Annotated in this window: 10 protein-coding genes; 5 read left to right on the top strand and 5 right to left on the bottom strand. The window is 72.5% G+C overall.

Translation table 11 applies throughout. The features are described 5' to 3' along the window. Positions 1 to 51 precede the first annotated feature (51 nt). The 3 genes from ACFZB9_RS21980 to ACFZB9_RS21970 all read right to left on the bottom strand — a co-directional run bounded on the left by ACFZB9_RS21980 (position 52) and on the right by ACFZB9_RS21970 (position 2,132). Entirely contained in the window at positions 52 to 489 is a 438-nt protein-coding gene (locus ACFZB9_RS21980) for a hypothetical protein (RefSeq protein WP_391449557.1), read from the bottom strand. A gap of 146 nt (positions 490 to 635) precedes the next feature. Further along, positions 636 to 1,640: a hypothetical protein gene (locus ACFZB9_RS21975; RefSeq protein WP_391449555.1), complete on the bottom strand. Its 1,005-nt coding sequence runs from the start codon at positions 1,638 to 1,640 to the stop codon at positions 636 to 638. A gap of 54 nt (positions 1,641 to 1,694) precedes the next feature. Continuing rightward, positions 1,695 to 2,132, bottom strand: a complete 438-nt coding sequence (locus ACFZB9_RS21970) for a hypothetical protein (RefSeq protein WP_391449553.1) — start codon at positions 2,130 to 2,132, stop codon at positions 1,695 to 1,697. A gap of 206 nt (positions 2,133 to 2,338) precedes the next feature. Between ACFZB9_RS21970 and ACFZB9_RS21965 the strand changes: the two genes are divergently transcribed. The 3 genes from ACFZB9_RS21965 (at position 2,339) to ACFZB9_RS21955 (ending at position 8,111) form a co-directional block, all read left to right on the top strand. Then, positions 2,339 to 5,590, top strand: coding sequence for a tetratricopeptide repeat protein (locus ACFZB9_RS21965; protein WP_391449551.1), 3,252 nt, complete (start codon positions 2,339 to 2,341; stop codon positions 5,588 to 5,590). Positions 5,591 to 5,862: 272 nt separating this feature from the next. Next, positions 5,863 to 7,458, top strand: a complete 1,596-nt coding sequence (locus ACFZB9_RS21960; protein ID WP_391449550.1) for a prenyltransferase/squalene oxidase repeat-containing protein — start codon at positions 5,863 to 5,865, stop codon at positions 7,456 to 7,458. Continuing rightward, positions 7,458 to 8,111 carry an HAD family hydrolase gene (locus ACFZB9_RS21955; protein ID WP_391449548.1) on the top strand — a complete coding sequence of 218 codons (654 nt, stop codon included), beginning with the start codon at positions 7,458 to 7,460 and terminating at the stop codon, positions 8,109 to 8,111. Before ACFZB9_RS21960 ends, ACFZB9_RS21955 begins: the two co-directional genes overlap by 1 nt. A gap of 58 nt (positions 8,112 to 8,169) precedes the next feature. On the opposite strand, the gene ACFZB9_RS21950 is transcribed toward ACFZB9_RS21955, so the two are convergent. Both ACFZB9_RS21950 and ACFZB9_RS21945 read right to left on the bottom strand, forming a co-directional pair. Further along, positions 8,170 to 9,471, bottom strand: coding sequence for a sensor histidine kinase (locus tag ACFZB9_RS21950; protein WP_391449955.1), 1,302 nt, complete (start codon positions 9,469 to 9,471; stop codon positions 8,170 to 8,172). Positions 9,472 to 9,595: 124 nt separating this feature from the next. Further along, the gene (locus ACFZB9_RS21945; protein WP_391449546.1) at positions 9,596 to 10,273 is read right to left on the bottom strand and encodes a response regulator transcription factor; all 678 of its coding nucleotides are present in this window, start codon (positions 10,271 to 10,273) and stop codon (positions 9,596 to 9,598) included. A 124-nt stretch (positions 10,274 to 10,397) separates the two neighbouring features. Between ACFZB9_RS21945 and ACFZB9_RS21940 the strand changes: the two genes are divergently transcribed. Continuing rightward, positions 10,398 to 11,828, top strand: a complete 1,431-nt coding sequence (locus ACFZB9_RS21940) for a DUF2079 domain-containing protein (RefSeq protein WP_391449544.1) — start codon at positions 10,398 to 10,400, stop codon at positions 11,826 to 11,828. A gap of 231 nt (positions 11,829 to 12,059) precedes the next feature. Beyond that, positions 12,060 to 13,597: (Fe-S)-binding protein (locus tag ACFZB9_RS21935; protein WP_391449543.1), on the top strand; the 1,538-nt coding region annotated here is incomplete at its 3' end.

Raw genomic sequence — 13,597 nt, 5'->3', positions numbered from 1 at the left:
GTCGCGTCACCGCGTGCGCGGTGGCGTTGCACCGGGGCGAAGCACCGTGGCTCACCCGTAGTTGTAGATCGAGAACGATGCCTCGTTGTTGTAGGTGGTCATGAGATTGCCCGCGCCGTCGGGCTGGATCACGTCGTAGGCCCCCCAGCCGTAGGCCGCGCTGTTCACGTAGACGTAGACGTCCTGGTAGCCGCCGTTCGCCCCCCAGGCGGCGTTGTTCTTCACCGGGCAGCCCAGGCAGTTGCCGCCGCTGCTGGTGGGGCCCTGGCCGAACGTCTCGCCCGCGAGGTCGTTCTCCTGGGTGCCGTACGTGTACCACTCGCTGCCCGCGCCGTTGCTGTTGTAGGTGAGGCAGAGCTGAACGCCGCAGATGTCCTGGCCGTTGCTGTAGATGGTGCCGGCGCTGGCCGGGGTGGCCAGCAGCAGACCGCCGCCGGCCAGTGCCGCGGTGGCCGCGAAGAGCGTGATCCTGGTGCGCAGTGCTGTCATGGTTTCCTCCCGTTGGTTCGTTGCTCGCCCAGGGATGGGCTGATCGGAGGCGGCCGGTCGGAGCCGGCTGCTCGGACCCGACCGATCGGATCCGGCTCCTCGGATCCGGTTGCTCGGAGCCCGCTGCTCGGAGCCCGCTGCTCGGGTCAGGGTCGTGGCGAGGCGGCCGAGTCGGCGTTCTTGACGGCGGTGTCGATGGCCTGCCGGACCTGGGTCAGCTGCGGGAGCTGCGCCTGGATGTCCTGGGCCTCCAGCCGCGACTCGGCGCCGAACCAGGTGCCGACCACGTCGGCCTGCTGCTTGCAGGCCACATCGGCGCCCGCGGTGGCGATTTCCTCGGCCGTGGGGGTGGGTGTCCGCCAGCGGTGGTCGTTGACGGCGCTTTCGGGTGTGTCGTACCGGTACCCCTTGGCGCTCATGCAACCCGACCACCGGGCGAAGGCGGACTTCACCGCGGCCTCGTCCAGGGAGCGTTGGTAGTCGTGGAAGTTGATGTCGACGGCCGCCTGGTCGTCCTGCACGATCCCGCCGCCCGCGGTCAGGATCCGTTCCGCCTCCCCGACGCAGCCGCCGGGCGGGACGGCGAGGCCGCGGTACGTTCCACCGGCCGGTGCGGTCGGTGCGGCCGTCGAGCCGGGGAGTTGGGGCGCCCCGGTGCCGTGGCCGAGGACGGCTGCCAGGTCGGGCGGGAGCGCGGGTTCCGTGGGCTGCTGCCCTGGGGCGCGCAGGGCGCCGGGGGCGTGGTAGCCGTCGGTCCGGGCGGTGTCCGGGTCGGTGGGACCGTAGCGGTTCACCATCTGCGACCGGGTGCCGAGGTCCACGGCAGGTGCGTAGTCGGCGCCGAAGCGCTTCATGCAGGAGCCGATCAGCGCGGCTCTGGCGCTCTGGATCCGCGCGGCATCGGCGGAGCCGATCAGGTAGTCCTCGATCGGCAGGCGCAGGCCGGACAGTGGGCCCTGAGCCGCCGTGGTGCTGCCCGGGGCAGGCGACGGGACGGCGGCCGGCGCCGCCGATCCGGCGGCCGGGGGCCGGGTTCGGCTTCCCGGGGCGGCGGCGCACCCCGTGGTGACCAGCCCCAGGCTCAGGCTCGCGGCCACCAGGCCGAGGGCGGCCGCGGTCTTGACAGGTCGCGCCGCGGCGATGCGTGGCATCCTCGCCCGCCCGGGCCGCTTACCGGCTCACCGCCTGGCGGAGCACCGACGCGCTCACCGGCACTCCTGATAGAAGTCGAAGCACTGCGAGGCGTTGTTGTTCTTCAGGCTGGAGTCGAGGTTGGCTCCCGCGTCGGGGCCGATGGTCTGCTCGGGACCGGCGTTGTTCGAGTTGTAGTAGATCGTCACCGAGTAGTTGATGTTGTAGTCGTACACCGACGCGGCGTTGTTCTTGACGTACTGTCCGGAGCCGCTTCCGTTGCCACCGCCGAACGTGTACCAGCTGGTGTAGAGGTAGTTCTCGGCCTGCTGGCTGTTGCCCGCTCCGTCGCCGAAGTACGAGCCCTGGAAGCCGGAGTTGTAGAAGAGGCAGGCGACGTCGCTCGGGCAGTCCCCGGGGCCGTCGGCGTAGGCCGGAGCGGCGGCCAACAGGCCCGCGCCCAGGGCTGCGGCTGCCGCCGCCATGGCGATCGTCCTTCGTCTCGTGTTCACGCTTTCTCCTTGTCCCTGCCCCAACCGGGCAGCACGCCGCGGAAGTGGTCGAATCACCGCCGCAGGCCGGTCCACGCCTCCCCCGGGCCGGCCGGCGCTGCGGCGGCGTTGCAGACTCTATGGACAGCCGTCCTCGGTCCGTCCTAACTTCGTCCTGACGCACGGTAAGGCGAGCTGTCGTACGGAGTCTCACGGGGTGCGGGGGAATGGAATTCGGCGTCTCGGAATTCGTCTCGGAATTCGGTGTCCTGGGGCCGCTGCACGCGCGGATCGGCGGGCGGGAGGTCACGCTCAACGGCCCGCGGCAGGCCAGGCTGCTCGCCGCCCTGCTGGTCGACGCCAACCGGGTGGTCCCGATGGAGCGGCTGAGTACGGTGATGTGGGACGGCGACGGGCCCGCCACCGCCGTCCGGCAGGTCCAGGACGTCGTCTCCGGGCTGCGCCGCAACCTGTCCGCGTGCGGCGCGCCACCCACCCTGATCAGCACGCACCGCGGCGGCTACCGGATCCAACTGGCCACCGCACAGCTCGACCTGACGGCCTTCGAGCAGGAGCGGGAACAGGCGCGGCACAGCCCGGCGGCAACGGCCGCCGCCGGACTGCGACGCGCGCTGGCCTGCTGGCGTGGTCCGGCCCTGGCCGATCTGACCGGCCGGGCGCTGGAGGCCGATGCCGCCCGGCTCAACCTCGCGCGCACCACCGTGCACAGGGAGTGCCTGGAGCTCGAACTCGCCCTGGGGCGCCACCGGGAGGTGGTCGAGGAGCTGACCGCCCTGCTCCGCGGCCACCCGCACGACGAGCGGTTGGCCGAGCAGGCCATGCTCGCCCTGTACCGCGACGGACGCCAGGGCCAGGCGCTGGAGGTCTACCGGAGCATCCGGCGGCGGCTGGCCGATGACCTCGGCGTCGATCCCACACCACCGCTGCGCGAACTCCAGCGGCGGATCCTGAACGCGGACCCGTCCCTGGCACCGCCGCCCCGGGCCGCGGCCACGGCCGCCGTCCCACCGGGCGGGGCTCCGGCAACTCCCGGCGCAGGCGACCGCAGGAGTCCCGGTGTGCGGCGGCGCCCTGGCGTCCGATGTCAGCTGCCGGCCGACACCCGCCTGTTCACCGGCCGCGCCCGGGAACTCGAAGAGCTGCTGCTGGCCGCCGGTGACGCACCGGGCGGCAGCAGGGCGGGCATGGTGGTGATCTCGGCGATCGACGGCATGGGAGGCGTCGGCAAGTCGGCCCTGGCCGTCCACGCCGCCCACCGGGTCCGCCACCGGTTCCCCGACGGGCAGTTCTTCCTCGACCTGCACGGTCACACACCCGGCAGCCCGCCGCTGCCCGCCGCCGACGCGCTCGGCTGGCTGCTGCGCTCCCTGGGCGTGCCCGCGCAGCGGATCCCGCAGGACCTGGGCGAGCGTGCCGCACTCTACCGGGACCGGATCGCCGACACCCGCACCCTGATCGTCCTGGACAACGCCGCGAGCTCCGCCCAGGTCCGCCCGCTGCTGCCCGGCACCCCCGGCTGCCTGGTCCTGGTCACCAGCCGCAAACGGCTCACCGGCCTCGACGACGCGCACCTGCTGCCCCTGGACGTACTCCCCCGGCCGGAGGCCGTCGCCCTGCTGCACGAGGCCGCCGGGCCCGGCCGGATCCCCGAGGGCCACCCGGGCGACGCCGAGCTGGTGGCCCGCTGCGGACACCTGCCGCTGGCGATCCGGATCACCGCCGCCCGGCTGCGCCACGACCGGACCCTGCAGGTCGAGGACCTCGTCGATCAACTACGCGACGAGCAGCAGCGGTTGTCCCGGATCAGCGATGAGGAACGCAGCCTGAGCGCGGTCTTCGACACCTCGTTCACCGCGCTGCCGCCGGCCGAGCAGGAGCTCTTCCGGCACCTGGGCCGGTTCCCCGGACCGGACTTCGACGCGTACGCCGCCGCCAATCTCCTCGGCACCGACCACCGCACCGCCGAGCGCCTGCTGGAGTCGCTGCTGGACCACAGTCTGCTCATCCAGCACAGCCCCGGCCGCTACCGCTTCCACGATCTCGTCGGTCTGTACGCGCGCGGCATGAGCGAGCACGCCCGCACCGGGGCGGCCGGTGCCGTGCTGGACGATCACGCGACGGCGCTGGACAGGCTGTCGGGCTACTACCTCCACACCGCCCGGCTCGCCGACCACCACCTCGCCCGCCGCCGGAGCACGCCCGCGGTGGCCCACCCGGCACCGGCCACCGCGCCCCGGATCTCCGACCGGGCCACCGCGCTGACCTGGCTGCGCGCCGAGCGCGACAACCTCCTGGCCCAGGGCACCGGGGACGCCGCCCGCACCCGGCCGGCCCCGGTCATCGCGCTCATCGCCGCCCTCGCGGCCTTCCTGCTCCTGGAGGGCCTGTGGACCGAGGCGACCGAACTGCACCGCCGCGCAGCCGACGCCGCACGGCGGCTCGGCGACCCGATCGCCGAGGCGGGTGCCCTCTGCGACCTGGGCCGGGTGCAGCACGCGACCGGGAACTACCAGGCGTCGGCCGAGCTCTACGAGCAGGCCCTCACCCGCTACCAGGGCCTCGGCGACCGCCGCGGCGAGGCGACCGGCCTGCACGAGCTCGGCCGCATCCGGGTCCTGACCGGGGACTACCCGGCCGCCGCCGAGCTGCACGAGCGGGCGCTGGCCATCTTCCGGGCCCTGGGCGACCGCCCGGCCGAAGCCCGTACGCTCTGCGACCTGGGCCGGGCGCGGCACTCCACCGGCGACTCGCCTGCGGCGGTCGGCCTGATGGAGCACGTCCTGACGATCCACCGGGACCTCGGCGACCGCCGCGGCGAGGCGGGTGCGCTGCACGACCTCGGCTACGTCCTGCACGAGATGGGGGACCACCCGGCGGCGGCCGAGCTCCACCAGCGGGCCCTGACGATCTACCGGCAACTGGGCAGCCGCCAGGGCGAGGCGACCGCCCTGTGGAGCCTGGGCCGCGCCCGCCACGAGATGGGGGACCACGGTGCGGCGGTCGGGCTCTTCGAGTCCACGCTGACCATCTGCCGGGAGATCGGCAGCCGCCAGAGCGAAGCCGACGCCCTGCACGGCCTGGGCCGCGCGCAGCACGCGCTCCAGGACCTGCCGGCCGCCGCCCTGCTGTACCGGCAGGCACTCGCCCTCTACCGGGAGATCGGCAGCCGCCCCGGCGAGGCCGCGTTGCTCACCGACCTCGCGGCGCTCGTCACCGACACCACCGGCCCCCGCGACGCGCTGCCGCTGTACCGGCAGGCCCTGGACCTCGCCCGCCTGATCCACAGCCCCCGGGACGAGGCCCGTGCCCTGGACGGCCTCGCCCACTGCTCGGCGCTCCTCGGCGACCCCGGCGTCGCGGTGGCCGCCCTGCGCCGGGCCGTGGCCCTCTACCAGCGCCTCGGCGCCCCCGACACCGCCGCGGCCGTCAGCCGGCTCAGCGCCCTGCAATCACCATGAGCCGGGCCGCCCCGGATGCGCTGACCGACCGTCACCTCCACAACCCGGGCCGGGCCGGGCCGGGCCACGTTGTGGAGGTGACGGTCTGGGCTGGTGCCTGTCGTAGGTGGATCTTGGTTGAACTGTGCCGGGGCGGGGTAGTCGACCACCCGATCGACGCCGGGATCACCGATGTCGTCCGGTGGGGTCGTCCCGCCGGGTGGGGGCCGGGGCGGTGTAGCGCACGGCGCCGGGAACGGGTCACCTCCGGGGTGGCAGTGAGGGAACGTGGGATGAGCGGATCCACCGATGTGCTGGCACACGCGCCGGAGCCGTCGGGACGGGTACGGCCCGGGTGGCGGCTGCCGACCGGTGTGCTGGCCGAGGCCACGCGCGCTCTTGACCGGGCGTCGGCCTTCGCCATCGGGACGCAGGGCGGCGACGGCGCCTGGCGGGTACCGGCCCAGCCGCGGATCCTGGACAACGCCGTGGCGGCCTACAGCCTGGCCGGTGTCGACGGCGCCCAGGAGGCGCGCGAGCGTGCCGTGCGCTGGCTCGCCTCGGCCACCGTGCAGCGGCACGACCCACTGGTCGCGGCCGCGGACCGGTGGCTGCTCGGCCTGAGCACCGGCCCCGGTGTTCCGGCCCTCCCCCGCCTGGTGGTGCACCAGGGCCCGCACCTGCGGCGAGCCCTGTACCTGCACGCCCTCGGCTGCGCCGCCGACGCTCCCGGAGCCGATCCCGGCCTGTTGCTGGACCACGTCCGGGCCGCGCTGGGCGCCGACCGCGGCGCACACCTCAAGCCCTGGCAGCGCAGCCTGCTGCACGCCTTCGAGGCCATCGGCCACTGCGCCCTGGGCACACCCCTCCCGCCGGACGCCCCGGACGAACTCGGGCGCGGGCAGTCGGCCGACGGCGCGTTCTACGGCATGCCGATGGTCACCGGCATGCTGCACCTCGCGCTGACCCGGATCGCGCCCGACCATCCCGTCACGCGGCGCTGCCGCGAGAGCCTCCTGGCCGACCAGCACGAGGACGGCACCTGGCGCTTCCTGGTCAGCGAGGTGTGGGACACCGGCCTGATGGTGCGGGCCCTGCGTGGGCACCTCCGCTTCGAGCAGGCCGCGCTCGCCCCGGCCCTCGGCTTCCTCGCGTCGGCCCAGCGCGAGGACGGCGGCTGGGCCTGCGCCCACGCCCTCGACTCGGACAACGACACCACCGGCAACACCCTCCTCGCCCTGGCCGGCACCGCGTGGGCCGAACACGTCCGGGCCGGCGCGACCGACTACGCCCGCCGACACCAGACACCGCAGGGCCTGTGGACCACCTGGCGGTCCAGCGACGACACCCCGGTCGCCGACGTCGTCGCCCACATGGTCGCCGGCATCGCCGCCGCCGCCCTGCCCGGGATCGACCTCGGCCCGGCCCGCCGGTGGCTGGCCGACCTCGCCACCACCGGCGGCTGGGAATCCAACTGGTACATCCCCCTCCCCTACGGCCCGGCCGAGATCGCTCCCGCCCTCGGCCACCGGCCCGGCCCCGACGCCCCGCCACCCGGCCGCGGCGCCGCGACGGCCCTCCTGGCGGCGCAGCGCCCGGACGGCGGCTGGCCCCGCATCCCGGACGAACCGTACTCCAGCCCCACCGCCACCGGTCTGGCCCTGACCGCCCTGACCACCGACGCCCTCGACGTCCCCGAGACCGCGCTGCACCGAGCGGTGCGCTTCCTCATCGACGCGCAGACCCCGGACGGGACCTGGAACGACCGGCCCGTCATGTACGGCCCCCGGCCCTTCCTGACCGTCACCACCCCCCAGGTCCACGCCCTGGCCGCCCGCGGACTGAACGACCTCCTCCAGGCGGCCCGAGCGCGCACCGGAGCAGCGTGATGAACCCAACCGATCTGCACACCTCCACGGACGTGGGCACCCCCGACGGCGAACTCCTCGCCGAACTCGGCCCGCAGGCAGCCGTCTTCGACTTCGACGGCACCCTGGTCGACACCCACACCGTCAACACCGACGCGGCCCACGCCAGCCTCACCGACCTCGGCCTCGCCGTCCCCGAGCGGTGGCTGCACACGGCCCCGCTGGCGGACCTGACGGCCCTGCGGCAGCGGCTGCGCAGCGATCTGGACCTGCGACTGCCGTGCACCGACGGGGAGTTCGTCGACCGCACCCGGGCCCACTGGCTCACCCTCAGCGACCGGGTGCGGCCGATCGCGCGCGTGGCGGCCCTCGCCCGCGAGCTGGCCCAGGCCGTGCCCGTGGCGGTGGCCTCCGCCAACGACGGCCAGGTCGTGCGCGCCGGCCTGACCGCGGCCGACCTGGGCGGCCTGTTCGAGGTCATCGTGGCCCGCGAACATGTCCCCCGTCTCAAACCCGCGCCCGACGCCTACCTGCTGGCCACCGCGAAGCTGGCGGTGCCCCCCGACCGGTGCGTGGCGTTCGAGAACACCGCCGAAGGCCTCGAAGCCGCCCGCGCCGCCGGCATCCCCGTGATCGACATCCGCGACACCACCTGGGCCGTCCAAAGACCCTGACCCCCTCGGGTAGCCGACGGCCTCGGTCCGGCCCCAGGGCCTCCGCCGGGGCCGGCATTCACCGCGGCAGTTCCAGCGGGACCTCCGCGATGAAGCAGGCGCCGGTGGAGGCCGTGCCGTCGAGGCGGAGGGTGCCGCCGTGGCGGTGGGCGATCTCACGGGCGATGGCCAGGCCCAGGCCGGTGCCACCGGCGTCGCGGGTGCGGGAGGCGTCGAGACGGGCGAATCGCTCGAAGATCCGCTCCTGCTGTTCGGGCGGTACGCCCGTCCCGTCGTCGCGGACCTCCAGCACGACGGTGGTCCCGTGCGAGGTGACCGTCAGGGTGACGGTGCTGCGGGCGTGGCGTACGGCGTTGTCGAGGAGGTTGCGCAGCAGTCGTTCCAGCTGCCGCGCATCGCCGTGGACGGCGATGTCGTCCGCCGCGCGGCAGTCGACCCGTACGGCGGCGGGGGCATGCCGGCGGGCCTGTGCGGCCGCGTTGCGGGCCAGGTGGCCCAAGTCGACGCGGTGAGCGGGTAGTGAGGTGTGGTTGTCGAGGTCGGCGAGCAGGAGCAGGTCCTCGGTGAGTTGCTGGAGGCGTTCGGCGTCGTCGAGGGTGTCGCGGATGACGCTGGGCCAGTCCGTGTGATCGGGGTAGTGCAGGGCCACTTCGAGATCTGCTCGCAGGGCGGCGAGGGGGGTGCGCAGTTCGTGCGAGGCGTCCGCGGTGAAGCGGCGCTGCTGTTCGACGGCCTGTTCCAGCCGGTCCAGGGTGTCGTTGGTGGTGGCGGCCAGGCGGGCTATCTCGTCGCGGCGGGGCGGGACGGGGACGCGCAGGCTCAGGTCGCGGGCGGTGATGGCGCGCAGGCGCTGCTGGATGCCCTCCACCGGGCGCAGGGCCCGGGAGGTGGTGGCCCAGACGATCAGGGCGACCAGCAGGACGGCTGCGGGGATTCCGCCGTAGAGCGCGGAGTCGATGTCCGCGACGGCCTGTTCGGCCTCCCAGGGGGTGACCAGGAGATGGAGGGTCAGGTGCCCGGCGGGGGCGGCGACTCCGTCGAGCGGCCCGGGGCTCTGGAAGGAGGCGATGAACAGGGTGAAGTCGTGCCCGGCCAGGCGCCTGCTGCGGGGCAGGGCACTGCCGTCGACGGGGCCCAGATGGACGGTCGTCTGGGCGAGGGGAGGAGTGCCCGGTTCGGCAGGACGCAGCGGATCCGGCACGAAGGGGGCCAGTTCCGGTGCGCCTGCGACGAGGTGTCCTTCGGCGTCGATGACCGCCCAGGTGTCATTGCCCTCGTAGTTGGTGAGGTCGCCACCGCGCGTGTAGCGGGCCTCGATCACATTCACGGTGGCTTTCGCCTGGTTGAGGGCATCGGCCATCTTCGAGGCGTACAGCTCGTGGCGCAGCCACCACGCGCCGGCGCTGAAGGCCAGGGCGGCGGTGAGGGCCGCGGCCAGGGCGGCGCGCAGCCGGATCGGCAGGCGGCTCGTGATCATCGTCGGTCTACTGGTCATCGTCGGCCAGTCGGTATCCGGCGCCGCGCACGGTCTGGATGGTGGACCGGCCGAACGGCGTGTCGATCTTGCGGCGCAGTGCGCTGATGTGGACGTCGACGACGTTGCTGCCGCCCTGCTGATGGGCGTCCCAGACCTGTTCCAGCAGTTCGGTGCGGCTCACCACGTCGCCGGCTCTCAGCCCGAGGTGGGCGAGCAGGGCGAATTCCTTGGTCGTCAGCTCGATGTCGCTCCCGCCTCGGGTGCAGCGGCGGGTGGCCGGGTCGAGGTGAAGGTCGCCGATCCGCACGGCGGCCTGCCGGACCGGGCCGCCGCGGCGGATCAGTGCCCGCAGCCGGGCCAGCAGGACGACGTACGAGAACGGCTTGGCCAGGAAGTCGTCCGCACCCGTGTCCAGCGCCTCGGCCTCGTCGTACTCCCCGCTCTTGGCGGTGAGCATCAGGATCGGGGTGCGGTTGTCCTCCCGGCGCAGCTGGTCGCAGACCCGGTAGCCGTCCAGGCCGGGGAGCATGATGTCCAGGACGATCGCCTGGTAGGGCTGTTGCCGGGCCATCCACAGGCCGTCGCGACCGTCGTGGCACACGTCCACCGCGTAGCCCTCGGCCTCCAGGCCGCGCCGCAGTACGGCGGAGATCCGCCTGTCGTCCTCGACCACTAGTACGCGCATGCCGGTCATCCTGCCTCATGGCCCGATTCGGAGGATGAAGATCACTTCATGTGGATTCATCATCGCTTCATCCTCACCGGCCGATGGTGGGCACTCCCTTCCGCACCACTCGGCTGGAGTGCCCGTGTCCCTCGTACTGTCCCGTCCGCGTCCGCGCCAGGAGCGGGATCCGGCGCCGGCGCCGAACACCCCGATCAGCGGCCGGTACTGGAGGGGAGCCCCGTACCTGCTGGCCACGCTCTTCTTCGGCGCCTACGGCGCACTGTCCGTCGCCAAGCACCTCCAGCTGCGGACCAACGGCTACGACCTGGGCATATTCGAGCAGGCCGTGCGCGCCTACAGCGAACTGCGCGCCCCCGTCTCGGAGCTCAAGGGTGCGGGCTTCAACCTGCTGGGCGACCACTTCCACCCGATCCTGATCACCCTGGCTCCCTTCTACCGGCTCTTCCCCTCCCCGGTGACCCTGCTCGTCGCCCAGGCCGCCCTCCTCGCCGTGTCGGTGGTGCCGGTCACCCGGCTGGCGATCCGCACCACCACTCCCCTGCTCGGCACCGGGATCGGCCTCGCCTACGGGCTCTCCTGGGGACTCCAGAAGGCCGTCGCCTTCGACTTCCACGAGATCGCCTTCGCGGTCCCGCTCCTGGCGTTCTGCCTGGAACGCCTGGCGCGACGGCAGTGGCGTGCCGCCACCGCGTACGCGCTCCCGCTGGTCCTGGTCAAGGAGGACCTGCCGATCACCCTCGCCGCGATCGGCCTGTACATCCTGCTGAACGGCCGCCGCCGACTGGGGGCGGCGGTCGTGGCCTTCGGGGTCCTGTCCGGGCTGCTGATCGTGCTGGTCCTCATCCCGGCCCTCAACCCCCACGGCCAGTACGACTACCTCACCTCGACCTCCCCTGACTCGGACGGCCCGCTCGCCCGGCTGCTGCTTCCGCAGGTCAAACTCGACACACTGATCGCCCTGTTCGTCCCGACCGCGTTCCTGGCTCTGCGCTCACCCCTGGTCCTGCTCGTCGTTCCGACGCTCGCCTGGCGCTTCTGGTCGACCAACCCGGCCTTCTGGGGGCAGGACTACCACTACAGCGCGGTCCTGATGCCGATCGTCTTCCTGGCCTTCGCGGACGCGCTGGGCAGGCTGCGCGACCGCCGGCTGGTCCAGCCGCGGATCATCGCGAGCGCTGTCGCGGTCAGCGTGTCCGTGAGCCTCCTGCTGCTCCCGGGGCTGCCGTTGAGCGAGCTGACCGGACCGGCCTGGAAGCCCAGCCCGTGGGCCGGCCCGGCCCGGGAGGTGATGGCCGCCGTACCCGACAACGCGCAGATCGGCGTGGTCAACTCCCTGGCAGCGCAACTCACCGATCGCGCCCACGTCTACCGGCTCCCGACGGCCCTGGACGGCGGAACCAAGCCCGAGTGGCTTCTGGTCAGCGACCCCGCGCGCGGCGGAATGCCCGCCATGGCCTGGGAACTGACCTGCCTGCCCCGGCTGCCTTCGCTGGGCTACCACCTGGTCGAGGAACGCAGCGGGATCCAGCTCTACCGGCTCGGCGGCAGCTGAGCCACCTGGACCCAGCGATGCTGTGAGACTGCGTCAGCAGGGCCTCCTGGAGGGCTTGTTGGCGCATCCGCAGGTCCAAGCGTCGGATGGCCGGTGGTGCCGTACATCACCTCTGGTTCGACTGTGGATCGGGTACGTGAATCGCTACGCTCGGCTTGAGCCCCATAGGTTACCGATGAGTAGCCATCGCTCCGCAGGTCGTGCCGTCGTTCCGTGGCTGGAGGAGCCCGCATGCAAATCGCCGCGATCATCGTGTCGCTGGTCCTGGCCGTGATCGGCACGTCGCTCTTCGCGCGCGCGGTCCTCCGGATCTACGGCTTCGTCCGGCTCGGTCAGAACGTGCCCGCCGGCTCGCGCAGCGACGACTGGAAGGACCGCACGGTCACCGTCGTCCGCGAGTTCCTCGGGCACACCCGGATGACCACCTGGGGCATCGTCGGTGTGGCCCACTGGTTCGTCGCGGTCGGCTTCTTCACTCTGGTGCTGACCGTGGTCAACGCCTTCGGCCAGCTGTTCAAGGCCGACTGGCTGCTGCCGGTCATCGGTGACTGGCCGGCCTACGGCGCCTTCGTCGACTTCATCGGCGTGATGACCACGCTCGGCATCCTGACGCTGACCGTGATCCGCCAACTGAGCCACCCATGGCGCCCGGGCCGCAAGTCCCGGTTCGCGGGCTCCAACTCCGGCCAGGCGTACTTCGTCGAGGCCGTCATCCTGATCGTCGGCTTCTGCATCTACACCATGCACGGCCTGGACGGCGCACTGCACCACGCGGACGGCTACCAGGCGGGGTACTTCCTGTCGTACCCGCTGGTCGCCGCGTTCAAGGGGCTGAGCATCTCCACGCTGCAGAACCTGGTCCACCTCTTCGCGATGATCAAGATCGCGACCACTTTCATCTGGATGATCACGGTCTCGCTCAAGACCGACATGGGCGTGGCCTGGCACCGCTTCCTGGCCTTCCCGAACATCTGGTTCAAGCGGAACGCCAGGGGCGGGGTCGCGCTCGGCGCGCTGCTGCCGATGCACTCGGGTGGCGCCCCGATCGACTTCGAGGACCCGGCCGAGGACGCCGTCTTCGGTGTCTCGCAGGTCGAGCACTTCTCCTGGAAGGGCATCCTCGACTTCTCCACCTGCACCGAGTGCGGCCGCTGCCAGTCGCAGTGCCCCGCCTGGAACACCGGCAAGCCGCTCTCGCCGAAGCTGCTGATCATGAGCCTGCGCGAGCACGCCTACGCCAAGGCACCGTACCTGCTGGCCGGTGAGGACAAGTCGAACGTCCCGGCCGCCGCCGTGGCCGAGGCCGGGCGCCCGCTGATCGGCACCGCCGAGGCCCCCGGTTCCGGTGGGCTGGGCGGGGTCATCGACCCCGACGTGCTGTGGTCCTGCACCACCTGCGGGGCCTGCGTGGAGCAGTGCCCGGTGGACATCGAGCACATCGACCACATCGTCGACATGCGCCGTTACCAGGTGATGATCGAGTCCTCGTTCCCGACCGAGGCCGCGACGATGCTCAAGAACCTGGAGAACAAGGGCAACCCGTGGGGCATGGCCACCAAGGCGCGCCTGGACTGGGTCAAGGAGCTGAAGAAGGAGACCGGCATCGAGGTACCGGTGATCGGGCAGGACATCGAGCCGGCCGAGGTCGAGTACCTCTACTGGGTCGGCTGCGCTGGTGCGCTGGAGGACCGGGCGAAGAAGACCACCAAGGCCTTCGCCGAACTGCTGCACACCGCCGGGGTCCAGTTCGCGATCCTGGGCAAGGAGGA

The sequence above is a fragment of the Kitasatospora sp. NPDC008050 genome, assembly GCF_042957465.1.
Taxonomy (GTDB): Bacteria; Actinomycetota; Actinomycetes; order Streptomycetales; family Streptomycetaceae; genus Kitasatospora.
The sequence above is the reverse complement of the archived record's forward strand: the minus strand, read 5'-3'. Positions and strand labels throughout refer to the sequence as shown.